We start from the raw sequence: 24549 nt of genomic DNA on the forward strand, positions 1-24549 counted from the left end.
TCGGAAATGCTTGTCCCCGTCGATTTCAGAGACGGCGGTGATGCCCTGGCCTCGGCTTCGAACTCATCCACCGGGCGACCGGCCGATGACGTGTTTGACACCCCGCCTACAAATATCTATCTATTCTATAGATTATTAGCTGAGAGGCGAGCGATGGCGTTGCAGGGTATCCGTTTTGGCGTATGGGCGCCGGTGCACGGTCCGCGCGCGGCGTTGAACGATCCTGAAGAGCCGTTCGATGCGTCCTGGGAGCACAACAAGGCGGTGATCCTGGAAGCCGAGCAGCTCGGCTTCCATGCGACGCTGATCGCCCAGCACACCGTCAACCCACATCTGCCGGACCATGACCAGCTGGAAACCTGGACCGCGGCGGCGGCGCTGGCGGCGCTGACAAGCCGGATTGAGATCATCGCGGCGATCAAGCCCTTCATCTTCCATCCGGTCTTCCTCGCCAAGATGGCGCTGCAGATCGAGAACATCAGCGGCGGCCGGTTCGGCATCAACCTGATCAATGCCTGGAACAGCGCCGAATTCGAGAAGGCGGGCATCGCCTTCGGCGAGCATGATGCGCGCTATGAATATGGGCGGGAGTGGATCTCGGTCGTCTCCCGGCTGATGGCGGGCGAGAGCGTTACCCATCAGGGGCCGAACTTCTCGATCACCGACTACAAGCTGACCCCGCGCGACCTGCATCGGGCGCGGCCCTCCATCTATATCGGCGGCGAATCAGAGCCGGCGCGGGCGCTGGCCGCCGACCACAGCGATGTCTGGTTCATCAACGGCCAGCCGCTCGCCGATGTCGCGTCGCTGATCGCCGACCTGCGCCGCCGCCCGCGCCGGGGGGTGCCGCTGCGCTTCGGCCTCTCCGCCTTCGTCATCGCCCGCGAGAGCGAAGAGGAGGCGCACGAGGCCTATGAGCGGCTTGTTCGCCTCGCCGCGCTCGACGCGGACGTCCACGCGCTCCAGCGCAAGCATGCCGACCCCAAGACGGTGATGTTCCAGACCATGGCCAAGTCGGTGCGTGTCGGCACCAATGGCGGCACCGCCGCCGGGCTGGTCGGCTCCTACGACCAAGTGAGCGAGCGCATCCTCGCCTTCCACCGCGCCGGGATCGAGCTGTTCATGCTGCAATTCCAGCCGCTGCGCGCCGAGCTGCGCCGTTTCGCGGGCGAGGTCATCCCGCGCGTGCGCGCCGCCGGCGAGGTCGCCCCCGCGCGCGCTTTGTCCGACGCCTGAAGCCCGCCCGGCCGACCAGAGAGAGCATGGCATGAGTGTGACCACCGAATTCACCGCCACTGAGAGCCGAACCTATTCGTCCGCGCCGGCGCCGGGGTTCCGGCTGGGGTCGAGCGGCCTCATCGCCCTGTCCTGGCTGGTGCCTGTTCTGCTGCTCGTGACCTGGGAGGCGCTGGCGCGGCTTGGCTGGATCGAGCCGCACCTCCTGCCGGCGCCCAGCAAGGTGGCCCTGACCGCCTACAAGCTCACGGTCTCCGGCACGCTGCTGCACGACCTCGCGGTCAGCCTGCTGCGCGCGGCGATCGGCTTTGCGATTGGCGGTGGAATCGGTTTCGCGCTCGGCACGCTTGTCGGCTTTTCCCGCATCGCCGAGGCTTTCATCGACCGCAGCGTGCAGATGGTGCGGGCGATCCCGTTCCTGGCCGTGCTGCCGCTGGTCATCGTCTGGCTGGGCGTGGGGGAGGGGCAGAAGATCTTTCTGGTCGCGCTTGGTGTCGCCTTTCCGATCTACGTCAACACCACGCTCGGCATAAGGCAGGTCGACCCGAAGCTGGTCGAGCTTGGCCGCGTGCAGGGATTGAACACCTGGGAACTGATCGCGCGCATCATCTTGCCGGGCGCGCTGCCCTCCATCCTCACCGGCGTTCGCTTCTCTTTGGCGACCGCATGGCTTGCCCTCGTCGTCGCCGAGACCATCGGTGCGCAGGCGGGGCTCGGTTTCCTCGCGCTCGATGCCCGCGAGTTCCTGCGCACCGATGTCATCGTGCTGACGGTCATCATCTACGCGCTGATCGGGGTCGCCGCCGACAGCCTCGCCCGGTTGCTCGAACGTCGCCTGCTCACATGGCATCCGAACTATGGAGACGGGCGATGACCGTGCAGCCGCGCGCCACGGCATTCCAGACCAATGCCGTGGTGGTCTCCAATCTACGCCGCGCCTATGGCGCGCGCACGGTGATCGACCACCTCAATCTGGTGATCGGGCAGGGCGAGTTCGTTGTGCTTCTGGGTGAGAGTGGCTGCGGCAAGACCACGCTGCTGCGGGCCCTGGCGGGGCTTGACCCGGTTCAGGGCGGCACGATCGAGGTGCCTGGACGCCCGGCGGTGGTGTTTCAGGAGCACCGGCTGCTGCCCTGGGAGACGCTGTGGCGCAATGTGACGCTCGGCCTGCGTGTCCCGGACGCCCGCGCCCACGCCGCGGAGGCGCTCGGCGAGGTCGGGCTCGGCGACCGGCTCGACGACTGGCCGCGCAACCTTTCCGGCGGGCAGGCACAGCGCGTGGCGCTGGCCCGCGCGCTGGTGCAGGCGCCGAAGCTGCTTCTGCTCGATGAGCCCTTCGCCGCGCTCGACGCGCTGACCCGCCTGCGCATGCACGGCCTCGTCAAGGACCTTGTCGCCCGTCACCAGCCGGGCGTTCTGCTGGTCACCCACGATGTCGACGAGGCGCTCCGCCTCGGTGATCGCATCCTCGTCATGCGCGACGGCGTCATCGCCGCCGAACATCGCCTTACCCCCGATCACGACGTGGCTGCCGCACGCGCCGGACTGCTGAGCGAGCTTGGCGTCTCCGTCGGCAATGAACAATCACCATCTTATTGATTTAATAGGAATATATCCATGTCGAACTCGATCTTCACCCCGTCGCGCCGCCGGTTTCTGACGACATCGCTCGCCGGTGTCGCGGCGGCGGGTCTCGCCGGCACCGGGCCGGCATTCTCCGCCACCGGGCGCACCACCGACACGCTGCGCCTGACCTGGGGTTATTTCGGCTTGAGCTACCTCGCCAAGGAGCATGGGGCGCTGGAGAAGCGGCTCGCAGACCAGGGCATCAAGGTCGAATGGATCGGCCCGTTCCCCAATCATGCGCCGACCCTGCAGGCCGTGACCGGCGGCACGGCGGACTATGCCTTTGGCGGCAGCACCACCCCGGCGCTGGCGGCGATCCTCGCCGGCTCACCGCTCGTCTTCACCCAGTTCTTCATCTATGAGCCGCGCACGACAGCGATCATCGCCAAGAAAAGCTCCGGCATTTCCAAGGTGGAGGACCTCATCGGCAAGTCGGTGGCGGTGAATCGCTCCGGCCTTGGCGAATTCCTCGTCGTCGCGGCGCTGGAAAAGCACAATATCGACCGTTCCAAGGTCAATTTCGTCTATCTCAACCCGCCCGACGCCGCCCCGGCGCTGGCGGCCGGCAAGGTGGATGCCTGGTCGATGTGGAGCCCCGGCGTCGATATCGCCCGCGTCGAGTACGACGCGCAGGACGTGTTCATCGAGGAGCGGGACCTGCCGTTCCAGATCGACTTCAACACCTATCTGACCCGCCGCAAGTTCGCCGAGGAGAACCCCGACCTGGTGCGCGCCTTCAACGCCGCGATCGTCGCGGAGGCCGAGTGGGCGAACGCCAACAATGTCGAGGCGGAGACCATCGCCTTCAAGGGGCTCAAATACCCGGAAGCCGTGCGCGACCACTTCATCTCGCTCAACCGTAAATACACCCCCTATTCCGTCACCGACGAGGACTTCCTCACCAAGTTCCAGACCGCTGCGGACTGGCTGAGCGAGCGCAAGGTGTTGCCGGAGAAGGTGAAGGTCACCGATTACGTGGCCGTGGTGTGAGGGTGTCATGAACAAGCCCGTCGATGCTTCTTTCCTTCGGCCTCCCGCCGATGGTGAGGCCGAACTTGCACGCCTTCAGCCGCTGTTCGACCGGATCGAGGCGGGGGCCAGCGAGCGCGAACGCGAGCGGATACTCCCCTTCGCCGAGGTGGCGCTGCTGCGCGAGGCGGGCTATGGCGCACTGCGTTTGCTGCGGGGCGACACTGTCGGCCTGACCTTCCGGCAATTACTCAAGATCGTCATCCGGCTCGGCGCGGCCGACTCCAACGTGGCGCACATCTTCCGCAACCATTTCACCGTGAACGAGCTTTATGCGCGCCGGGCCCGGGAGGGCCAGGGCCGCGTCTGGCAGGACGCCATCGCGCGGGGCGCCATCTTCGGCCTCGGCAACATAGAACTGGGCGCCAAGTCGGCCGGCGGCGTGCTGCCTGCGACGACCATCACCCCGGAGGGCGACGGCTTCCGGTTGGAGGGCACCAAATACTACACCACCGGCACGCTCTACGCCGACTATGTGCTGGTGCGCGCGGCGACGCCGGACGAGCGGCTCGCGTCAGTGATCATCCCGGTACGGCGCGAGGGGATCGAGATCGTCGATGACTGGGACGGCGTCGGCCAGCGCCTTACCGCCTCCGGCACCGGCCATTTCCGCCATGTGCGGGTCGAGGGCGCCGAGGTCGTCTTCGATGCCGACGGGGTGGGCTATGGCCACGCCTATTCCAACACGCTGGCGCAGCTCTATGTGAGCGCCATCGTCGCCGGCATCGCGCGCGCCGTGCTCAACGATGCGCGGCGCCTGCTGCTGGGGCGCACCCGCACCTTCTACTACGCCACCGCCGAGCGGCCGGCCGACGACCCGCTGCTGCTGCAGGTGCTCGGCGAACTCTCCACCGACGCCTTCGCGGCCGAGGCCGCCGTGCTCGCCGCCGCCGAGGCGCTCGATGAGGTCGGCGCCGCGCGCGACAATGGTCACGACGACGCGGGCCTCGCGCATGAGGCGGCACTGGCTGCCGCAAAGGCCAAGCTCATCGTCGACGAACGCGCCATTCGCAGCGCGGGGCGCCTCTTCGATCTCGCCGGCGCCAGCGCCGCCAGCCGCGCCAGGAACCTCGATCGCCACTGGCGCAACGCCCGGACCCTCGCGACGCACAATCCCGGTGTGACCAAGGCGGCAGCCATTGGCGCCTTCGAGGCGAACGGGACGCGGCTGCCGGCCAAGGGGTTCTTTTAATCCGTCCGCGAGCGTCGCAGGGAAAGGGTGAAACGCCCACCTGCCTCGCTTGAGGACACGGCGGACAACGAGGCAAGGTCGCCCGCTCTCGGGCGGGCGTGGCTTACGCCTTGGGCTACTCTGTCTGTCGCTCGGCGCCGAACATTTGGACGTCGCGAATGGTCAACGCCTAGCCCTTGCCTGCCCATCCGACGAATGTCCGCTCGATGAGGCGCACGGCGCATTCAAAGGCGAAGGCGACGGCGGCGATGAGGAAGATGCCGGCCACAACCACATCGGTGGCGAGGAAATTGGCGGCGGACTGGATCATGAAGCCGACGCCGCGCGTCGCCGCCACAAGTTCCGCCGCCACCAGCGTCGACCAGCCGGCGCCGAGGGCGATGCGGGTGCCGGTGAGAATGGACGGTGAGGCCGAGGGGAGCACAACCAGCCGTAGCAGTTGCGCTCGCGTGGCGCCGAGCGCCCGCGCGACATTGAGCCGATTGCCGTCCACGCCGCGTGTCCCGGCGGCGGTGGCGATGATGATCGGCGGCAGCATGGCGAGGGCGATCACCAGCACTTTCGCGCTCTCGCCGATGCCGGCCCAGATGATGACGAGGGGCAGATAGGCGAGCGGGGGGATCGGCCGCAGGAACTCGACGATCGGATCGAGGATGCCGCGCCCGACCGTCGACAGCCCGATGGCGAAGCCGGCCGGCACGCCGATCACCAGCGCTGCCGCCAGCGCGGCGAAGACGCGGAACAAGCTGGCGGCCAGATGCTGCGCCAGCGTGGCGTCGACAAACCCTTCTGTGACAAGGCGCCAGAGGCGGGTGGCCACCGCCTGCGGCGAGGGCAGGAACAGCGCCGGCACCGCGCCATACGCCGTCACCCCCCACCACAAGGCGAGGAAGCCGGCGAGGGTGGCGAGCGGGATCCAGACCCGTGCGGGCAAGGCGAAGCGCCGTCCGGTCTTGCGCGCTTGGGGCGCGGCGGACTGACGCTCGGGCAACTGGTCGTCGAAGGGGAAGCCTTCCGCCGGCACGATCAGCGGCAGGGCGCTGTCGGCGATCGGCAGGGGGGACAGGAAGCTCATGTCGGGGCTCCGGCAAAGATCACCGCGCGCAGCCGCTCGCGGGCGGCGGCGAAGGCGGGCAAGGACTTGACCTTGCTACCGATTTCAAGGGCATGGCGGCCAAAGGCGAGCGGCTCGTCATGCACGATCCGGCCCGGCTTTCCCGCCAGAACCACCAGCCGCGTGCCGAGATAGAGCGCCTCGTCGAGGCCGTGGGTGACGAAGAGAATGGTCTTGCCGGTGCGCTGCCACACCTCGAGCACCAGGTCCTGCATCTGCTCGCGCGTCATCGCGTCGAGCGCGCCAAGTGGTTCATCCATCAAGAGAATGTCAGGGTCGGCAATGAGCGCGCGGGCGAGGCTGACGCGCTGGCGCTGGCCGCCGGAAAGCTGCCAGGTCGCGTGGTCGCCCTTGCCGGCAAGCCCGACCAGGGCGAGCGCCTCCTCAGCGCGATTATGTCGTTCTTGCAACGGGATAGAGCGCAGGCGCAGGCCGAATGCGACATTGTCGCGGGCGTTCAGCCAGGGGAAAAGCGCGTCGGTCTGCAGCACCACGCCACGGTCGATGCCCGGCCCGCTCACCCGCCGCTGCTCGACCCAGATCTCGCCTTCGGTCGGCGGCAAGAATCCGGCTATCGCATTGAGAAGCGTGGATTTTCCGCAACCGGAGGCGCCGAGGAGCACCACGAGTTCGCCAGCCGGGATCGCGAGATCGATGCCGTCGAGCACCGGGGCCTCGCTGCCGTCCGGCTGCGGAAAATGGACGCCGAGTTGGTGGATGGTCAGTTTCATGAGGTGAACAGTCAGGCCGATCAGGCCAGTTTGCGCTGGGGAAAAGGGGCCCGGCATCGGCACCCTGGCGAGTGCGGAGGCCGGGCCTTAAGTTCGTCGCGTGTCTCACGCACCACGACGCTCGGGAATGGAGGGTCAGCCGGGAAAAGAGGGCCCGTCAGTTCAGCTTGGCGGCCTGCTCGGCCGGGGCGCGGCTGACATAGGGGCCGTAGTCCTTCAGCACGGCCTCGATGCGGCCCTGCTCCTTGAGGAAGTTGGCGGTGGCGACGATGGCCTCGACCGAGCCGCCGCCGAGCAGCCCTTCGGAGAGCTGGTCGGCCAGCAGCGGGAACTTGTTGCCCTTCAGCAGCTCGGGAATTTCCTCCGGCTTGGCGCCGGTGAGCTTGGCGATGGCCAGCACCTGCGGCGAGGCGGCGGTCCAGCTGGCGCCGTTCTTCGCGTAGTCGGCGTAAGACTCCGCCGTCACCTTGACGAATTCGGCAACGATCTCGGGATGCGCCTTGGCGAAATCCTTGCGCACGATCCAGGCGTCGAAGGTCGGGGCGCCCCATTTCGCGACATCGGCGGAGGAGGCGAAGACCGTGCCCGTCTCCTTGATCTTGCCCAGCGCCGGGTCCCAGACATAGGCGGCGTCGATGTCGCCACGGGTGAAGGCAGCGGCGATTTCCGGCGGGCGCAGATTCAGAATCTCGACGCTCTTGGCATCGACGCCCCAGTGCTTCAGCGCCGCCAGCAGCGAGTAATGCGTGGTGGAGACGAAGGGCACCGCCACCTTCTTGCCCTTGAAGTCCTCGGGCTTTTCGATTCCGGCGCCGTTGCGCACCACCAGCGCCTCCGCCTCGCCCAGCAGGGCGGCGACATAGATGGTCTCGATCGGCACCTCGTGGCTGGCGGCGGCGGCGAGCGGGGAGGAGCCGACATAGCCGATCTGGATGGCGCCGGAGGCGATGGCGGCGATCACGTCGGCACCTGAGTCGAATTTGCGCCAGTCGATGCTGGCCTTGGTCGCCTTCTCATAGGCGCTGTCGGCCTGCGCGACTTTCGCCGGGTCGGCGCCGGTCTGGTAGCCGATGGTGACGTCCGTGGCGAAGGCGGGAGCGAGGAAGCCCGGGCCGGCGATCAGCAGGCCGAGCGCGGCCGTGGCGGCGAGAAGGCCGCGGCGGGAAAGAGTGGTCATCGGTCAAATCCATAGACAGGCCGTCGGGGCGAGCGGCGCCCGCGTATCGGCTGTTGAAATCTCGGGTGAATCTGGAAGGCCGCGATCAGCGGCGTCGACAGGTCCAGGTCATGAAAGTGCCCCCGCAGCGGGACGTCGGCGCGCTGGCGGAAGGCGCAGCGGCAACGTCGGCACGCTCATCTGAGCAGAGCCCGCACCGCCGGTCAATAGAAATCTATCTAATTAATAGATTATTGTCGGTGCCTGTCAGGCAGAGGCATAACGCCTTGCGACGTCGTTCGAATCCTCAACTTTATCCAGTTGCGCCGCCACGGCGCCGGCGATGCGGACGGCGTGGTTGGTCACGTCCGGCAGGCCCATCAGCTCGCCGATCGTGCCTCGGGCCAAAGGACCCGCGACCAGCAGGGTAGGCTGGGCCGCGCCCTGCGCGTCGATCGCCTCCCCGTCGATGGTCACGTCAATGCCGAGCCGCAGCGGATCGGGCCGGGCCATGCCGTGCGCCTCCAGCGCGGCGAGTGCGGGATTGGAGGCGAACACCGAGCCATGCGCCGGGCCGGTCGCCACGATCACAGCGTCGACGCTCTCCTGCGTGCGGGCGCCGTTGCGCCGCTGGCGCAGCTCGACCTGGATGGCCTCGCCCTCCCGCCGGATCGCCTTGAGCGAGGCGGGGGCAATGGCGAGCGTCCCGGCGGCGATGCGGCGGTCGAGAACTTCCTCGACCTGCGGGGCGATGCGGAACCGATGAACGTCCCAGAACGGGCGCAGATGGCGCAGCAGCCGGCTCCGCTCGGCAAGCGGCAGGGCGCGCCAAATTCCGCTGCCCTGCAGCCGCAACTGATCGAACACACAGTGCCAGCTTTTGCCCGCCGCTACCGCCTCCGCCACGGCCGCGCGGACCTGCCGCACCAGATCGCGGACGGTGCGGCTGGGCGCGGTGAGGAAGTCACCCGCCGGGTCGTGCAGCGCCGCCGGGTGCCCGCGCGAGCGCAGCCCACGGCGGGAGATGGCGAGGATCGCGCCGTGATGGCCGCGCGCGTCGAGGCTCGCCACGATGTCGGCCATGGTGAGGCCCGTGCCGACGATAAGCACGCGGTCGGTGGGGCGGATAGCGTCGAAGCTGCCCGGCTCACAGGGGTTGTTCACATAGCGGGGATGACCGCCGAGCGCCGCCTCGACCGCGCGCGGCGCGGAAGGCGCGGCGTGGGCGACCGCGAGCACGAGTATGTCCGTGCGCACGCGCCGGCCGTCGGCCGTGGTGAGCACGTAGCGCCCGTCGACGCGTTCGATGTCCGTGGCGCGCGACCTGATATGGCGCAGGCGCGGGGACACCTCCGCCAGCGCCTGTGTGACATAGCGGCCGAACACGGCGCGAGAGGGGAAATTCCGTCCGTTGGAGCAGGCCGCCGGGTCGGCGAGCAGCGCGCCGGAGGTTTCCAGCCAATCGTTGAAATGCCAGGGCTGGTCCGGCACCAGCGACATGCGGGTGGCCGGCACATTGATGCGGTGCGCAGGGTCGGCCGCGCTGTAGGCGAGGCCCCGGCCGATCTCCTCGCGCGGCTCGATGATGACGATCCCGGTGAGATCCGGGCGCTGGCGCAGCAGGTGCCAGGCGACGGCAGCTCCCGAGAAGCCGCCGCCGATGATGGCGACGCGCGTGTCGATCGTTGCCGTCGGGGCCAATCGGGTGTCGTGCGGATCATGGTCGATACCCGACCCGATGCTACATGGCGCGGCCGTGGGGGGCTGTACGTCGGTCATGGCCGCGCTCAAGACTGCGCGGCGCGGATCGGCGGGCGGTAGTCGTTGGCGATGGTCTCGCCGAACGGCCCGGTGTTCACGCTGGTGGCGGCCTGCGTGATGCCGTGGTTGAGCTTCAGGCGCGGCAGCACCAGTTCCGCCACCCGATAGGCTTCCTCAAGGTGCGGGTAGCCGGAGAGGATGAAGCTGTCGATGCCGAGATCGGCATATTCCTGCATGCGCGCCGCCACCGTCTCGCCCGAGCCGACCAAGGCGGTGCCGGCCCCGCCGCGCACCAGCCCGACGCCGGCCCACAGATTCGGGCTCACTTCCAGCTTATCACGCCGCCCGCCATGCAGCGCCGACATCCGCGACTGGCCGACTGAATCGAGGCGGGAGAACACTTTCTGCGCGGCCGCGATGGTGTCGTCGTCGAGATGGCGGATCAGGTCGTCCGCCGCTTCCCAGGCCTTGGCGTCGGTCTCTCGGGCGATGACGTGGAGGCGAATACCGAAGGAGACCTTGCGGCCCTCGGCCTCGGCGAGCGCCCGGACCTGCTTGATCTTGGCCGCGACGGCGGCCGGGGGCTCGCCCCAGGTGAGGTATTTGTCGACATGCTCGGCCGCCACCTTGTTGGCCGCCTCCGAGGAGCCGCCGAAATACAGCGCCGGGCCCTCCGCCTGGACCGGCGGAAACAGCAGATGCGCGTCGTCGACCTTGATGTGCTTGCCGAAATAGGTCACCCGCTCGCCGGCCAGAAGGCGGCGATAGACGGTGAGGAACTCGTCGGTGACCTCGTAGCGCTCGTCATGATTGAGGAAGATGCCGTCGCCGGCATTCTCCACCGGATCGCCGCCGGTGACGATGTTGATCAGCAGGCGCCCGTCGGAGATGCGGTCGAGCGTCGCCGTCATGCGGGCATAGAGGGTGGGGGAGGCCAGGCCGGGCCGCACCGCCACGAGATAGCGCAGGCGCTTGGTGGCGGGGGCCAGCGCCGAGGCGACCAGCCAGGAATCCTCGCAGCTTTTGCCCGTCGGGATCAGCACGCCGTAATAGCCCAGCCGATCGGCGGCCTGCGCCACCTGCCGGAGATAGTCGATATCCGTCGCGCGCGCGCCGACCGAGGTGCCGAGATAGCGCCCGTCGCCATGGGTCGGCAGGAACCAGAGGACGTTGACGCCGTCGTTTGAGGAGCCGGGTTGAGACATGGGTTTTCCTATTCTGCGGCAGCTGGCATCGCCGTTTGGCGGCGGATGGGACCGAGGACGTTCAGGATCTGGCGTTTGAGGGCTTCAAAGTCCGGAGCGCCGGGTTCTCGCGGGCGGGGCAGCTCGACGCTGACAAGGCTCGCCACCCGTCCGGGATTTGGCTGCATCACCACGATCCGATCGGCGAGCAGCAGCGCCTCGTCGATGTCGTGGGTGACGAGCACCAGCGTCGGGCGGGTGTCTTCCCACAAGGCGAGGAGATGCTCCTGCAGGTCGGCGCGGGTGAAGGCGTCGAGCGCGGAAAACGGCTCGTCCAGCAGCAGGACGCGCGGCTGGGCGATCAGCGCGCGGGCCAGCGCAACACGCTGCGCCTGCCCGCCGGAGAGCTCGCGCGGCCAGCGCTCCCCATGCGCGGCAAGGCCGATGCGCTGGAGCGCCAGCTCGACCCGGGCGGCACGCTCGGCGCGCGGCAAATGGGCGATGCCGAAGCCGATGTTCTGCGCGACGGTCAGCCAGGCCAGCAGGCGCGGCTCCTGGAACACGACGCCCACCGCCGGGTGAGGGGCGGTGATGGCCTCGCCGTCGAGGTCGACCCGGCCGGCGCTCGGCCGGTCGAGTCCGGCAATGAGGCGCAGCAGCGTGCTCTTGCCGCAGCCGGAACCACCGACCACGGCGAGAATCTCGGCCGGGCGCACGCTCAGCGTCAGATGGGCCAGTGCCTGCGTGCCGGACGGATAGGTCTTGCCGATATTTTCGAGCCGCAGCATTGCTCAGCCCTCCGCCGCGACGGCACGCTGGGCCGTGTCTTCCCAGCGCAGCAGCGGCGAACTCGCGGCCACCAGCAGCGCATCGGTCAGCTTGCCGAGCACGGCGAAGACGACGATGGCGGCAACGATCTGCGCCGGCTTGCCGAGCTGCTGGCCGTCGACCAGCAGATAGCCGAGGCCTTCCGAGGCGCCCATGAATTCGGCGGCGACGACGAACATCCAGCCGAGGCCGAGCCCGGAGCGCAGCGCCACGATGTAGTGTGGCAGCACCGCCGGCAGCAGGATGCGGCGGGCGAGCTGCAACCGGGTCAGGCGGAAGCTGCGCCCGACCTCGATGATCTTGCGGTCGACCGAGAGGATGGCCCCGAGCGTGCCGAGATAGACCGGGAAGGCGACGCCGACCGCGATCAGCGTGACCTTGGACGCCTCGAAGATCCCGAGCCAAAGAATGAACAGCGGCACCCAGGCGATGGAGGGGATGGCACGCAGCCCCTGGAGGGTCGGGTCGATCAGCGCGCGGGCCAGTCCCGAGGCGCCGGCCAGCGCCCCGAACAGTGTCCCCGCCGCGACGCCCAGCGCGAAGCCGGCCGCGACGCGGGCGAGGGTGGCGCGTATGTGAAGGTCGAGATCGCCGCTGCGGGCGAGGTCGGCAAGCGTCGCCAGGAGGAAGCTCGGCGCCGGCAGCAGCCGTCCTTGGGCGAGCCCCGCGCGAACAGCCACCTCCCATGCGAGCGCGGCGCCAACGGGCAAGGCGAGGCCGAGCAGCGCCCGGTGCCAGCCGAGGAGCTGTCGTTCCGACCGCCCACCGCGCCACCCGTGGCGCGGTGGCGCGGTTGGTGCTTCGACGACGCCGTCCGCAGCGCTCATCTCAGGGCCCCGGCGGGAGGTGGCGGGAATCGATCAGCACATCGGCCGTGGCCGGAACGTCGACGTTCGCCGCGACCACGCCCGCCTCCTGCAGCGCCCTGCCGGACGCGATGATGGTTTGCTTCTGCGCATCGCCGATCGGGCCATAGGTCAGCTCGGTACGCGAGAGCTGGCGGGCGATGACCGGGGCGGGGAGCTTGGTCGCGCCTTCCAGCAGAACCGCTAGCTCCTTCGGATTGTCGACCGCCCATTTGCGCGCCTTCTCGTAGGCGGCGAGCACGCGCTTGACCGTCTCGGGGTTCTCGCGGGCGAACGCCTCGCGGACGTTGAGCACGCCCCAGCTGTTGGCGGCGGGGTCGCGGAAGAACAGCACCGCGCCATCGTCCAGCTCGGCCGAAGCCATGAGCGGGTCGAGCCCTGCCCAGGCATCGACATCGCCGCGTGTGAGCGCGAGACGTCCATCGGCGTGCTGCAGCAGGATGAAGCGCACGTCCTTGTCGGTGAGGCCGTTGGCCGCCAGCGCGCGGATCAGGAAGATGTGCGGATCGGTGCCGCGCGTGACGGCGACGCTCTTGCCCTTGAGATCGCTGACCTGGGTGATGCCGCTGTCCTTACGGGTCACCAGCGCCGTCCACTCGGGGCGGGAATAGACATAGACCGCCTTGATGGGGTTACCGTTGATGCGGCCGATCAGCGCCGCCGCGCCCGCCGTCGAGCCGAAGTCGAGCGAGCCGGCACTAAGGAATTCCAACGCCTTGTTCGAGCCCGCCGACTGCACCCAGCGAATGGTGGTGCCATCCTTGGCGAATTCCTCCTCGAGGAACTTCTTGTCCTTCAGAACGATCGAGACCGGGCTGTAGGTCGCCCAGTCGACCCGGATCTCCGCAGGCGATGCGGCGAGGCAGGAGACACCCGCAACGCTTGTCGCGGCGGCGATGGTTGCAAGGGCAGTGAAAGCGCGCCGGGTGAGGGAGACGGTCATGGCGAGGGCCTCGAATGCAATGTCTATATTTCCGATAGATTATTAGCTGAAGCTGTGCAAGAGCTATGTGAACGCCGCTCCGCTGGCCGCCAATGAACGATGAGAGGTGCCTATGACTCTGTCGAAAGCCGATACCTTGAGCGCCCAGCCGCTGACGATCGTCGGGTTGAGCGGGGGGCTGTCCTCTCCCTCGCGCACTCTGTCGCTTGTCGAGCTTGCGCTCCGGCGCATCATCGCGCAGGCAAGCATGGCCGGCCTTGCCACTACGGCCGAGCTGATCGACATTGCTGCGCTGGAAGGCATCGGTGCCCTGCGGACGCGCCCGGCCAGCGAGGCAATCGAGGCCGCGTTGCGGGCGGTGGAGGAGGCCGACTTCCTGATTGTCGGCTCGCCGGTTTACAAGGGCTCCTATTCCGGGCTCTTCAAGCATTTCGTCGATTTTCTCGACTATCGCGGGCTTGTCGGTGTGCCAGTCGCCCTGCTCGCAACCGGCGGCAGCGAGCGCCATGCGTTGGTGATCGAGCATCAGCTCCGGCCGCTCTTCGCCTTCTTCCAGGCACAGCCGCTCGGCACCGGCGCTTTCTTTACCGAGAGTGATTTCGCCAATGGAATCGTCAGCCCCGGCCCGGCGCAGGAGCGCTTTGCACGCGTCGTCGAAGAGGCGGTACACGCGCTGACCACGCGGCGGAGACCGCCCCGCGCGGCTGTTGAAAAGGCGGCGTGACATGTCGCTTGTGGATCGCGGCATCCGTTTCGGCACGGCAAGAGCCGGCCGCAAGGGGACGACAGGCTCCGCCCTATTTGCCCGTTTCGAGGCGCGGATCGCCGGCTGGTTCCTGCCGGCGCTGCTGCTCGTGGTGTGGGAGGTGCTGTCGCGCATCGGCTACCTCGCCCCCAACGTGCTGCCCGCTCCCTCCGCCGTGGCAGATGCCGGCTGGCAGGTGCTGAAATCCGGCGAACTCTTCCACCATATGGCGGTGAGCGCGGCCCGCGCGCTGGTGGGACTGGCGCTGGGCGGCAGCATCGGCTTTGCACTCGGCATCGCCAACGGACTTTCCGACCTCACCCATCGCTACAGCGACACCACGCTGCAGATGATCCGCAATATTCCCCACCTTGCCCTGATCCCGCTGGTGATCCTGTGGTTCGGGATCGAGGAGGAAGCCAAGCTGTTCCTCGTCGCGCTCGGGGTGTTCTTCCCGATCTACATCAACACGCTGCACGGCGTGCGCAGCGTCGACCCGCAACTGATCGAGATGGGACGGGCCTATGGCATGTCCCGCTGGACGCTGTTCCGCCGCGTCGTGCTGCCGGGCGCGCTGCCCTCGATATTCGTCGGGCTGCGCTTCGCTCTCGGCATCATGTGGCTGACGCTGATCGTCGCCGAGACCATCGCCGCGGAATCCGGGCTCGGTCACATGGCGATGCAGGCGCGCGAATTCCTGCTCGTCGATATCGTCGTGCTGGCGATCGTGATCTACGCGCTGCTTGGCAAAGTGGCCGACGTCGCGACGCAGCTGCTGGAACGGGCGAGCCTGAAATGGCATCCCTCGTTCCACAAGGCCGGGGCTGAGCGATGAACGCCCCGCTTGGCCCGCTCAATACGGCTCAGCGGCCTGTCGTCGAGCCCGCCCCGGGCAGAGGCATCGCCGTCAGCTTGACGGCCATAGGCAAGAGTTTCGGTGCGAAGCGGGTGCTCGACGGCATCGATCTGCACATCGAGGCCGGGCAGTTCATCGCCATTGTCGGCAAGAGCGGCTGCGGCAAGAGCACGCTTCTGCGGCTTCTCGCCGGGCTCGATCAGCCTTCCAGCGGGTCGATCACCTCGGACGGCAAGCCGCTCGAAGGCCTGACGCGCATCATGTTTCAGGAGCCGCGTCTGCTACCGTGGCAGCGCGTGCTGGCCAATGTCGAGGTCGGCCTGCCACCTGAGCTGAAGGGCGAGCCGCGGCATGCGCGCGCGCGGGCGGCATTGGCGCAGGTTGGGCTTGTCGATCAGGCCGGCGAATGGCCGTCCGTTCTGTCCGGCGGCCAGAAGCAGCGTGTCGCCCTGGCGCGGGCGTTGATCAGTGGCCCGCAGATTCTGGCCCTGGACGAACCTCTGGGCGCGCTCGATGCGCTCACCCGCATCGAGATGCAGCGCCTCGTCGAGCGTATCTGGCGCGAGCAGGGCTTCACCACCGTTCTGGTGACCCACGATGTGTCCGAAGCCGTGGCGCTCGCCGACCGCATCATCCTGATCGATGACGGCCGCATCGCGCTGGACCTCGACGTGCCGCTGCCACGTCCGCGCCGACGCGGCAATGCCGACAGCGCGCGGCTCGAAGGCCTCATCCTGGAGCGACTGCTGGGCTCCTAGGGCGGCGGGCTCCTTTCCTTTCAATCTCAACATTGCAAAGAAGGACGACTTATCATGACGTCGATCACGCGCCGCACCGCGCTTGCCGGGGCCGCCGGTCTCGCCCTCGGCTCGCGCGCCGGATTGGCCTCCGAGACCCAAGTGCGCGTCGGCTACCAGAAATACGGCACGCTGGTGCTGCTCAAGGGCCGCGGCATTCTGGAGAAGAAGCTGGAGCCGCTGGGCGTGAAGGTGAAGTGGGCGGAGTTTGCCGCCGGTCCGCAAATGCTGGAGGCGCTGAATGCCGGCGCCATCGATATCGGACAGACCGGCGAAGCGCCGCCGATCTTCGCGCAGGCGGCGAGCGACAATCTGCTCTACCTCGCCAACGAGCCGCCGGCGCCGAAGGGCGAGGCGATCCTGGTGCCGAAGGACAGCCCGATCACGTCCGTGGCGGACCTCAAGGGCAAGACGGTCGGCCTCAACAAGGGCTCCAACGTCCACTTCCTGCTGGTCAAGGCGCTGGAAAAGGCGGGACTCGCCTACACCGACATCACGACCAAGTTTCTGCCGCCGGCCGATGCCCGCGCCGCCTTCGAGAAGGGCGCCCTCGATGCTTGGGCGATCTGGGATCCGTTCCAGGCCTCGGCGGAGCTGGCGATCGGAGCGCGCGTCTTGACGACCGCCGAGGGCATCGTGCCGAACTATCAATTCTATCTCGGCTCGCGGAAGTTTGCCAACGCCAACCCGGCAGTGATTGAGGCATTGATCGCATCGATCCGCGAGACGAATGACTGGATCCAGACGGACCCGGCGGCGGCGGTCGCCGACCTTGCCCCGATCACCGGGATTCCCGCGCCGGTCCTGAGCCTCGCCGTCGGCCGCCAGAGTTTCGGGGTGGCGCCACTCTCGCCGAAGGTGATCGCCGACCAGCAGCTTGTTGCCGATACCTTCTTCAGCCTCGGGCTGCTGCCGAAGAAGATCGTCGTGGCGGACGCGGTGTTGGCCGCCCGGCTCTGACCGGCGGGCCGGCCGGTCCGTGGTCAGATGTGATACATCAGGTCGATGTCGGCATTCTCGGCATAGGTCATCATGTCTGTCAGCGACATGCGGTCGAGAACTTCCGAAATCGCGTCCCGCACCTTGGTCATGGTGATACGCACGGCACAGGAGCCCACATCGCGGCAATCCTGGCAGGGCACATAGGCACTCTTGCTGGCGCAGCCGATCGGCGCCAGCGGGCCGTCGAGCACGCGAATGATGTGCCCGACCCGAATGTCGTCGATGGAGCGCGCCAGCGTATAGCCACCGCCCGGCCCCTTGCGCGACCGCAGCATTCCGGCATGGCGCAGATCGAGCAGAATGGCGTCCAGGAATTTCTTCGGAATGTTGTTGGCGTCGGCAATCTCCTGTCCGCCCAAACTCGTGCCGGGCGGTTGAGCCGCTAGGTGCAGCATCGCCTTGAGGCCATACTTGCCCCGGTTCGTCAGCATAGATGATCTGTCCTCAAAGCCTGCTGGGCGAATACGACATATGGCGAGCCCGCCCTGATGTGCCAGTAACGGGGCAGATGTTCAATCGAGCGAGTTGGGTGAGGTAGAAAGCGTCTTGCCGCGGTGCGCCAACTCTCAGGCTTCTTGTCCCCAGCGCTGCACGGTCAGACGGTTGAGAGTGGCGAACACAAAGCTCTCGACGGCCAGCCCGATTAAAATCACGGTCAGCAAGCCGGCGAAGACATTGGCGGTTTCGAGCTGAGAGCGGTTGACGAATATGAACCAGCCGAGGCCACCCTCTCGCGCACTGGCCCCGAATACCATTTCGGCCGCGATCAGGGTGCGCCAGGCGAAGGCCCAGCCGAGGCGCAGTCCCGACAGGATGGACGGTAGCGCGGCGGGAATTAGAAGCCCGACGACATAGGACGGGCCGGTAAGCCCGATGTTGCGTCCCGCCATGCGCAGCGTCGGCGGCACGGCGCGAAAGCCCGCGTGACAGGCGAGCGCCAAGGGCCAGAGCACTGAATGAACGATGACGAAGACGAGGCTGGAGGCGCCGACGCCGAACCACAGCAGCGCCACGGGAAGAAGGGCGATCGCAGGCAGCGGATTGAACATCGCCGTCAGCAGGCCCAGCAGGCTCTCACCCCAACGGCTCAGCGCGGCCAGCGCGGTGATGATCGCGGCGACGCCGATGCCGATGCCGTAGCCGGTGAGCAGGATGCCGAGCGAGGCGCGCACCCTCTCGGGAAGTTCGCCGTTGCGCAGGTTCTCCCGCAAGGCCCCCAAGGTCTCCAGAAAGCTCGGCAGCAGAAGCGAGTTTCCCAGCCAGCGGGCATAGGACTCCCAGATCAGGGCAAGCCCCACGAGGATGACGAGACGGCGTGCGCGGGGTCCCAAGGTGAACGGGGCGGGGCGGGCGGACGTCGAGAGGGTGCTTTCAGACATCGTGAGTAACCTTGACGCGGTGATGAGCGTCCGTCCTGGCCGCAAGACTGGCGGCGGTTTTCGTCTCCGGCAGCGCCGCACCGAAAATGCGCTGCTGGATCTCCATCTCCAACCGTCCGAATTCGGGGGTGCCCCGCTGCCGTGCCGCATCGGGCACGGAATATTCCGCCCCGATCCGGCCGGGATGCGGCGTCATGACCAGCACGCGGGTGCCCACATGCAGCGCCTCGTCGATGGCGTGGGTGACGAATAGGCAGGTGGCGCCGGTCTCCTCGCACAGGCCCAGCAACTCGTCCTGCATGCGCCGCCGGGAGAGCGCGTCGAGCGCGGCAAAGGGTTCGTCCATTAGCAGGATCGCCGGCTGCACGGCGAAAGCGCGGGCGATGGCACAGCGCTGCTTCATGCCACCCGACAAGGTGTGCGGGTATGCATCGGCGAAGCCGCCGAGACCGACGCGTCCCGCCCAGTCGCGCGCGCGTTCAAACGATTCAGCTCGACCCAGGCCCCGGGCGCGGCGAAGGGCAAAGGCAATATTGCCCGCCACCGTCCGCCACGGCAGAAGCTGGTCGAATTCCTGGAACACCACCATGCGGTCGGGCCCCGGCGCACGCACCGGCGCACCATGGAGCCTGATTTCGCCGGAACTCGTCTTGAGGAAGCCGGCCACGGCACGCAGCAGCGTGGACTTGCCGCAGCCCGAGGGGCCAAGCAAAGCCAGTCGCTCACCGGCGCCGATGGTGAAGGACACGTCCTCCACCGCCGTGACCGTTCCGGCATCGGTTTGGTAGCGCAGAGTAACGTGCTCCACCGCCAGTGGCGGCGGGCCGCCGGCCGCCGGCTGGTTCTGCGGCGGGAGCCAACCCACCGGCTCAGCTCCCGTTACGGGCGTGCAGGCCCGGCTGGAACAGGTCCTTCCAGCTCGGCTTCTGCTTGATGAGGCCGATGCGGTGTTCAAAGTCGACGAACACCTCCACCCGCTCCGGGACGGTCGTAAAGCGGATCTGCGGGTCGCGGATGATGGCCTCGATGAAGCCGGGATCCAGCTTCGACTTCTCGGCGGCGATATACAGGGCGGCGGCGTCCTTCGGGTTCGCCTTAATCCACTCATTGGCCTCGTCCAGCGCGGCGACGAAGGCATCGACGGTCTTGGGGTTGTCCAGCGCGAACTTCTTCGTGCCATAGACGACGTTGAAGGTGTGCGGGCCGCCGAGCACATCGTAGCTGTTCAGCACCGCATGAACCTTGTCGTTCTGAAGCTGCTGCTCGAAGAAGGGCGGCGAGGTGAAGTGGGCGGTGATGCCGCCGGTCTTAGAGAGGATCGAGGCGGTCGCATCCGGATGTGGCAGGCTCACGGTGAGATGATCGAGCTTGTCGTACTGGCCGAAGGCTTTCTCGGCCGCGATCTGCAAAACGATGGGCTGGAACCCGACCTTGACCGAGGGCAGCGCGATGCGATCGGTATCGGTGAAGTCCTTGATGGTCTTCACGTTCGGGTTGTTGGTGGTCAGCACATTCGGCATTGAGCCGAGCGCGGCGATCAGCAGGATGTCGGTTTTGCCGCGCGTCTTGTCCCAGGTGAGGATCGCCGGAGCAACGCCGGCCGTCGCGAAATCGAGGCCGCCGGAAATAAGCGAATCGTTCATGGCGGCCGCGCCGGAGAGGCGCAGCCACTCGACTTTGAGATCCTTTACGCCAGCGGTGGCGGCGTGTTTCTCGATGAGTTTCTGCTCCTTCGCGACGATCAGGGGCAGATAGGCGATGCCGAATTGCTGGGCGATCCGCAACTCACCCGTTTCCGCGCGGGCGGAGGAGAGAGCGGATGGACCAGCGACCCACGCTAGGGAAAATGTGGCAGCAGCGAGCAGGGCGCGAACGCGCATGGGAAAGGCTCCATGTCTTGGGATGACGAACATTCAGAGCTTTATTATATAAAGTCAATAGACTATACAGACTTCTAATCGCCGCCTCCTCGGCGCTCATGGAACGTGGATTGAAATGAGCCGTTGTGACTTCCTTTGGTATATCCCCAACGACGTGAAGGCCGGCCATCGCGGCGACGTGCCGGCGTCAAATTCTGGCAGCCTCGACAGCCTGACCGATCAGGCGAAGGCACTTGAACAGCACGGCTGGAGCGGTGCGTTGATCGGCACCGGTTGGGGGCGGCCAGACACCTTTACGGTCGCAGCGGCGCTTGCTGCGCAAACGACCCGTTTCGAGCCACTGATCGCAATCCGCCCCGGCTATTGGCAACCGGCCCAGTTCGCATGTGCGGCGGCAACGCTCGACCAACTCTCGGATGGCCGAACCCGTTTCAACATCGTCTCGGGCAAGGACAGCTTGGCCGCCTATGGCGACAGCGAGGGGGACGCCACACAACGTTATGCGCGGACCCGCGAATTCATGCGGCTGGTGCGCCGGCTCTGGACCGAGGAAGATGTCACCTTCAGCGGCGACTACTTCCAGGTCGCGGGCGCAACGGTCGAGCCGCGCATCACCGCGCGCGGCGCCCGGCTGCACCCGCGCTTCTACTTCGGTGGGGCCTCCGAGGCGGCCGAACGCGTCGCGGCGACCGAGGCGGATGTCCAACTCTTTTGGGGGGAGCCGCGCGACGGCGTGGCCGAGCGGATCGAACGTCTGAAGGCCTTGGGCCGCACGCTGGACCGGGATCTCCCGCCTCTCGAGTTCGGCCTGCGCATCACGACGCTGGTGCGGGACACGACGGCGCAAGCCTGGGCCGACGCCGAGGCAAAGGTGGCGGAGATGGCCCGAACCGGAGGCGCCGGCTGGCAGGATCACAGGGGCCCAGCCGCCGTTGGTCAGCAGCGCCTGCTCGACCTGCATCACCGCGGCGACGTGCTCGACGACAATCTCTATACGGCTCCGGGCAAGTTCGGCGGTGGTGGCGCCGGCACGACCTGGTTGGTCGGTTCGGCCGAGGACGTCGCCGGTTCGCTTCGAAAATACCAGGACCTCGGCATTACTCAGTTCATATTGTCCGACACGCCCTATCTGCGCGAGATCAAGCGGCAGGGAGAAACGCTGCTGCCTCTGCTGTCGCGACCTAACCTTTCTCTCGTCTACTAAGCCGCTCTCGCTGCCCGGATAGTGTGGAGCGCCTCCGGTTTGAGGTGTGTATAGCGCCGTAGCATCTTCCAGTCCTTGTGGCCGGTCACGAGCGCCACCTGTTCGATGGTGAAACCTGCCTCGAACAGCCGGCTGGTGCCTTCGTGGCGCAGGTCGTGGAAATGCAATTCCTCGATCTTGAGGTCTTGGCACTGCCGACGAAACGCAGTGCCGACCGAGCGGCCGTTGTAGGGGAAGATGCGGCCTTCTCGACCGTTTGAGCAGCGGGCTTGCTCCTCGATGATCTCACACGCGTCATAACCCGACACATCGAGCAGCGGGATGCGCTGATGGTTGCCGTCCTTCCTGCGCGGGTCCTTGCGATCTCGAATGAGCAGCATCCGCGTTCGCGGATCGAAGTCACGCCATTCGACCCGGCAGATTTCTTCCTGACGCATGGCGGTAGCTACGGCAAAGCGCACGATCCTTCCGACGGGAATGCTCTGCCGAGGGTTCTCGTCCAGCGCCGTGATGATACGGTCCAGCTCATCCTGCGTCGGCCGGCGATCCCGCTCCTTGCCCTTCCCGATCAGGCCAAGCCGCTTCAGAGCGATGCGCGCGAGATCGAGGGGCTCGGTCGAGAGGGTCACGCCGTGGACCGCCGCAGCGTGGGAGAGCACGGTCTTAATATATCCGAAGTCCATGCTGACCGTGACCGGGCCTGCCCCTTCCTTCGCGCGGTCCCTTCCGTATTTGATGAGGCGCTCGCGGTCGAGATCGGCGATCTTCAGGGCGCCGAGCCTCTCGTCGAGGGCCGTGAGGCAGAAGTCCTTGGAGCGGCCGATCCTGACCCCCACCTCGGCCATGTCCTGGCGATGGAGAGCCACAAGATCGCGGAAGCGTTTCGCGTCACGCGACTTGCGCGTAATAGCGGGTTCCTGGCGATCGATGCGACGCTCCATGTCGAGCGCCCATTCCTCGGCATCCTTGCGGCGCAGGAACGTCTCGCTGACGTACTGCCCCTTCCGACGGATCTGGGCTCTCCAGGAGCCGGATTTTAGTTTAGTGAAGGTGGCCAATCCGTGTGCGCTCCGTGTGCACTCACGCGTCGAAAAATCGGAAATTGGGGCGTATCGTGGCGAAAAATCGAGTGCACACGACGAGACCCAACTCCTTGAAGTTACAGAAATAATGTCGATAAATCAATCATTTAGATTTTCTACGGCCCCTATGATGGAGTGGACCGACCGGAACTGCCGGGCGTTCCACCGCGTCCTGTCGCGCCGGGCGCGGCTCTATACCGAGATGGTCACCGCCAATGCGGTGATCTTCGGCGACCGCGAGCGCCTGATCGGCTTTTCGGACGCCGAGCACCCGGTAGCGGTGCAGCTCGGCGGCTCGGATCCGGCGGCGCTGGCAAAGGCAGCCGCGATCTGCGCCGATTGGGGCTATGCCGAGGTGAACCTCAATGTCGGCTGCCCCTCCGACCGTGTGCAGGGCGGTAATTTCGGCGCCTGCCTGATGCGCTCGCCCGCCCTCGTCGCCGACTGCGTGGCGGCGATGAAGGCGGAAGTGTCCATCCCCGTCACGGTGAAGTGCCGCATCGGTGTCGACGAGCAGGACCCGGAAGCGGCACTCGACGCGCTCGCCGACGCGGTGCTGGCGGCGGGCGCGGACGCGCTCATCGTCCATGCCCGCAAGGCGTGGCTGGAAGGGCTCTCCCCGAAGGAGAACCGCGACATTCCCCCGCTCGACTACGGCAGGGTGCATCGCCTGAAGCAGCGCCTGCCGCATGTCCCGATCAGCATAAACGGCGGCATCGCCTCGCTGGAGGAGGCGCAGGCGCAACTCGCCCATGTCGACGGCGTGATGCTGGGCCGCGCGGCCTATCACCAGCCCGAGCTGCTGCTGCGCGTCGACAGCCTGTTCTTCGGCGAGGCCGATCCGCATGAGGACGCCTTCGCCGCGGTCGAGGCATTCGAGCCCCACATCGCCGCCCATCTCGCCACCGGCGGGCGGCTGCACGACATCACTCGCCACATGCTCGGCCTGTTCACCGGGCGCCCCGGGGCGCGCGCCTTCCGCCGGCGCCTGGCCATCGACGGGGTGAAGGCGGATGCCGGTCTCGACGTGCTGCGCGCCGCAGTCGACGAGGTGCGCCGGGCGGAAGGGCGGCGCGACGACAGGCGAATGCTGGTGGCGTAATGCTCGAATCCATCCCTCTGGACCATCTGCTCTGGCTCGCCGGTGCGCTGCTCGTCGCGGGCTTCGCCACCGGCATCCTCGCCGGCCTGTTCGGCATCGGCGGCGGCGCGATCATCGTGCCCGTGCTCTACGAGGTGTTCGGCGCGGTCGGGATCGACCATGACGAGCGCATGCATCTGGCGGTGGGCACGGCGCTCGCCATCATCGTGCCGACGGCGCTGCGCTCCTTCCTCGCCCATCGGCGACGGACCAAGGTGGACAACGGCCTGCTCAAGCAATGGGCGGCGCCCATCATCATCGGCGTCGTCGCCGGCACGGTGCTGGCCGCCATCTCCAACGACGTGGTGCTGAAGATCGCCTTCGTCGCCTTCGCCGCGCTGATGTCCGCGAAGCTGCTGTTCGGCCGCGACAGCTGGGTGGTGGCCGACCAGCTGCCCGGCCGCGTGCCGATGGCGCTGTACGGCTTCGGCATCGGCGCCTCGGCGCCGCTCATCGGGATCAGCGGCGGCGGCATCGCCACGGTGGTGCTGACCCTCTACCGGGTGCCGATCCACACCGCCATCGCCACCTCGGCTGGGCTGGGGGCGCTCATCGCGGTGCCCGGCACCATCGGCTACATCATCAGCGGCCTGCCGCACATGGACGAGCTGCCGCCGCTCTCGCTCGGCTACATCTCGCTGCCCGGCCTCGTGCTGGTCGGCGGAGTGGCGACGCTGGTGGCACCGCTCGGCGCGCGGATGGCGCATGCCTTCTCCAAGCGCCAGCTGGAGGTCGGATTCGGCATCTATCTGCTGCTGGTCGGGCTGCGCTTCGTGCTGGCGCTGGCCGGCATCTGA

At 67.2% G+C, this 24549-nt stretch carries 25 protein-coding genes; 12 read left to right on the plus strand and 13 right to left on the minus strand.

The window, feature by feature from the left end:
• The first annotated feature begins 153 nt into the window (after positions 1-153).
• From SNOV_RS04245 to SNOV_RS04265, 5 genes are read left to right on the plus strand one after another with little or no spacing between them, the layout of a single operon-like run.
• On the plus strand, positions 154-1236 hold the full coding sequence (locus SNOV_RS04245; RefSeq protein WP_013165678.1) for an LLM class flavin-dependent oxidoreductase: 1083 nt from the start codon (positions 154-156) through the stop codon (positions 1234-1236).
• 31 nt (positions 1237-1267) lie between these two features.
• A complete protein-coding gene (locus SNOV_RS04250) occupies positions 1268-2110 on the plus strand; it encodes an ABC transporter permease subunit (RefSeq protein ID WP_013165679.1) in 843 nt (280 codons plus the stop codon).
• On the plus strand, positions 2107-2835 hold the full coding sequence (locus tag SNOV_RS04255) for an ABC transporter ATP-binding protein (protein ID WP_013165680.1): 729 nt from the start codon (positions 2107-2109) through the stop codon (positions 2833-2835). The genes SNOV_RS04250 and SNOV_RS04255 overlap by 4 nt, the downstream gene beginning before the upstream one ends.
• A gap of 18 nt (positions 2836-2853) precedes the next feature.
• Positions 2854-3852 carry an ABC transporter substrate-binding protein gene (locus SNOV_RS04260; protein WP_013165681.1) on the plus strand — a complete coding sequence of 333 codons (999 nt, stop codon included), beginning with the start codon at positions 2854-2856 and terminating at the stop codon, positions 3850-3852.
• Between the two features lie 7 nt (positions 3853-3859).
• Positions 3860-5083 carry an acyl-CoA dehydrogenase family protein gene (locus SNOV_RS04265; RefSeq protein ID WP_013165682.1) on the plus strand — a complete coding sequence of 408 codons (1224 nt, stop codon included), beginning with the start codon at positions 3860-3862 and terminating at the stop codon, positions 5081-5083.
• A 169-nt stretch (positions 5084-5252) separates the two neighbouring features.
• On the opposite strand, the gene SNOV_RS04270 is transcribed toward SNOV_RS04265, so the two are convergent.
• The 8 genes from SNOV_RS04270 to SNOV_RS04305 form a co-directional block, all read right to left on the minus strand.
• The gene (locus tag SNOV_RS04270; protein ID WP_013165683.1) at positions 5253-6158 is read right to left on the minus strand and encodes an ABC transporter permease subunit; all 906 of its coding nucleotides are present in this window, start codon (positions 6156-6158) and stop codon (positions 5253-5255) included.
• Positions 6155-6928, minus strand: coding sequence for a taurine ABC transporter ATP-binding protein (locus SNOV_RS04275; protein ID WP_013165684.1), 774 nt, complete (start codon positions 6926-6928; stop codon positions 6155-6157). The genes SNOV_RS04270 and SNOV_RS04275 overlap by 4 nt, the downstream gene beginning before the upstream one ends.
• 157 nt (positions 6929-7085) lie before the next feature.
• The gene (gene tauA, locus SNOV_RS04280; protein ID WP_013165685.1) at positions 7086-8105 is read right to left on the minus strand and encodes a taurine ABC transporter substrate-binding protein; all 1020 of its coding nucleotides are present in this window, start codon (positions 8103-8105) and stop codon (positions 7086-7088) included.
• Positions 8106-8351: 246 nt separating this feature from the next.
• Positions 8352-9785, minus strand: a complete 1434-nt coding sequence (locus SNOV_RS04285; protein ID WP_041781987.1) for an FAD/NAD(P)-binding protein — start codon at positions 9783-9785, stop codon at positions 8352-8354.
• A gap of 86 nt (positions 9786-9871) precedes the next feature.
• The gene (gene ssuD, locus SNOV_RS04290; protein WP_013165687.1) at positions 9872-11050 is read right to left on the minus strand and encodes an FMNH2-dependent alkanesulfonate monooxygenase; all 1179 of its coding nucleotides are present in this window, start codon (positions 11048-11050) and stop codon (positions 9872-9874) included.
• Between the two features lie 8 nt (positions 11051-11058).
• Positions 11059-11817 (minus strand): ABC transporter ATP-binding protein, encoded by a 759-nt coding sequence (locus SNOV_RS04295; protein WP_013165688.1) that lies wholly within the window; start codon positions 11815-11817, stop codon positions 11059-11061.
• A 3-nt stretch (positions 11818-11820) separates the two neighbouring features.
• A complete protein-coding gene (locus SNOV_RS04300; RefSeq protein ID WP_013165689.1) occupies positions 11821-12684 on the minus strand; it encodes an ABC transporter permease in 864 nt (287 codons plus the stop codon).
• 1 nt (position 12685) lies between these two features.
• A complete protein-coding gene (locus tag SNOV_RS04305; RefSeq protein ID WP_013165690.1) occupies positions 12686-13666 on the minus strand; it encodes an aliphatic sulfonate ABC transporter substrate-binding protein in 981 nt (326 codons plus the stop codon).
• 112 nt (positions 13667-13778) lie between these two features.
• Between SNOV_RS04305 and SNOV_RS04310 the strand changes: the two genes are divergently transcribed.
• From SNOV_RS04310 to SNOV_RS04325, 4 genes are read left to right on the plus strand one after another with little or no spacing between them, the layout of a single operon-like run.
• Complete coding sequence (locus SNOV_RS04310; RefSeq protein WP_013165691.1) at positions 13779-14390, plus strand: NAD(P)H-dependent oxidoreductase; 612 nt, start codon at positions 13779-13781, stop codon at positions 14388-14390.
• Position 14391: 1 nt separating this feature from the next.
• On the plus strand, positions 14392-15246 hold the full coding sequence (gene ssuC, locus SNOV_RS04315) for an aliphatic sulfonate ABC transporter permease SsuC (protein WP_013165692.1): 855 nt from the start codon (positions 14392-14394) through the stop codon (positions 15244-15246).
• Positions 15243-16025, plus strand: a complete 783-nt coding sequence (locus SNOV_RS04320) for an ATP-binding cassette domain-containing protein (RefSeq protein ID WP_013165693.1) — start codon at positions 15243-15245, stop codon at positions 16023-16025. Before ssuC ends, SNOV_RS04320 begins: the two co-directional genes overlap by 4 nt.
• A gap of 54 nt (positions 16026-16079) precedes the next feature.
• Positions 16080-17024 (plus strand): sulfonate ABC transporter substrate-binding protein, encoded by a 945-nt coding sequence (locus SNOV_RS04325; protein WP_013165694.1) that lies wholly within the window; start codon positions 16080-16082, stop codon positions 17022-17024.
• 23 nt (positions 17025-17047) lie between these two features.
• On the opposite strand, the gene SNOV_RS04330 is transcribed toward SNOV_RS04325, so the two are convergent.
• From SNOV_RS04330 to SNOV_RS04345, 4 genes are all read right to left on the minus strand, one after another.
• Positions 17048-17497 carry an RrF2 family transcriptional regulator gene (locus SNOV_RS04330; RefSeq protein WP_013165695.1) on the minus strand — a complete coding sequence of 150 codons (450 nt, stop codon included), beginning with the start codon at positions 17495-17497 and terminating at the stop codon, positions 17048-17050.
• A 135-nt stretch (positions 17498-17632) separates the two neighbouring features.
• On the minus strand, positions 17633-18445 hold the full coding sequence (locus SNOV_RS04335; RefSeq protein ID WP_013165696.1) for an ABC transporter permease: 813 nt from the start codon (positions 18443-18445) through the stop codon (positions 17633-17635).
• Complete coding sequence (locus SNOV_RS04340) at positions 18438-19310, minus strand: ABC transporter ATP-binding protein (protein ID WP_013165697.1); 873 nt, start codon at positions 19308-19310, stop codon at positions 18438-18440. The genes SNOV_RS04335 and SNOV_RS04340 overlap by 8 nt, the downstream gene beginning before the upstream one ends.
• Before the next feature lie 4 nt (positions 19311-19314).
• Positions 19315-20325 carry an ABC transporter substrate-binding protein gene (locus tag SNOV_RS04345; RefSeq protein WP_013165698.1) on the minus strand — a complete coding sequence of 337 codons (1011 nt, stop codon included), beginning with the start codon at positions 20323-20325 and terminating at the stop codon, positions 19315-19317.
• 115 nt (positions 20326-20440) lie between these two features.
• Between SNOV_RS04345 and SNOV_RS04350 the strand changes: the two genes are divergently transcribed.
• On the plus strand, positions 20441-21529 hold the full coding sequence (locus SNOV_RS04350) for an LLM class flavin-dependent oxidoreductase (protein ID WP_013165699.1): 1089 nt from the start codon (positions 20441-20443) through the stop codon (positions 21527-21529).
• Here SNOV_RS04350 and SNOV_RS04355 read toward each other — a convergent pair.
• Positions 21526-22587 carry a site-specific integrase gene (locus SNOV_RS04355; protein ID WP_013165700.1) on the minus strand — a complete coding sequence of 354 codons (1062 nt, stop codon included), beginning with the start codon at positions 22585-22587 and terminating at the stop codon, positions 21526-21528. The two genes, SNOV_RS04350 and SNOV_RS04355, sit on opposite strands and share 4 nt — an antisense overlap.
• Before the next feature lie 151 nt (positions 22588-22738).
• Here SNOV_RS04355 and dusA point away from each other — a divergent pair, with 151 nt between their 5' ends.
• Both dusA and SNOV_RS04365 read left to right on the plus strand, forming a co-directional pair.
• Positions 22739-23713, plus strand: coding sequence for a tRNA dihydrouridine(20/20a) synthase DusA (gene dusA, locus SNOV_RS04360; protein WP_041781989.1), 975 nt, complete (start codon positions 22739-22741; stop codon positions 23711-23713).
• On the plus strand, positions 23713-24549 hold the full coding sequence (locus SNOV_RS04365; RefSeq protein ID WP_013165702.1) for a sulfite exporter TauE/SafE family protein: 837 nt from the start codon (positions 23713-23715) through the stop codon (positions 24547-24549). Before dusA ends, SNOV_RS04365 begins: the two co-directional genes overlap by 1 nt.

It is taken from the genome of Ancylobacter novellus DSM 506, assembly GCF_000092925.1.
GTDB classification, from domain to species: Bacteria; Pseudomonadota; Alphaproteobacteria; order Rhizobiales; family Xanthobacteraceae; genus Ancylobacter; species Ancylobacter novellus.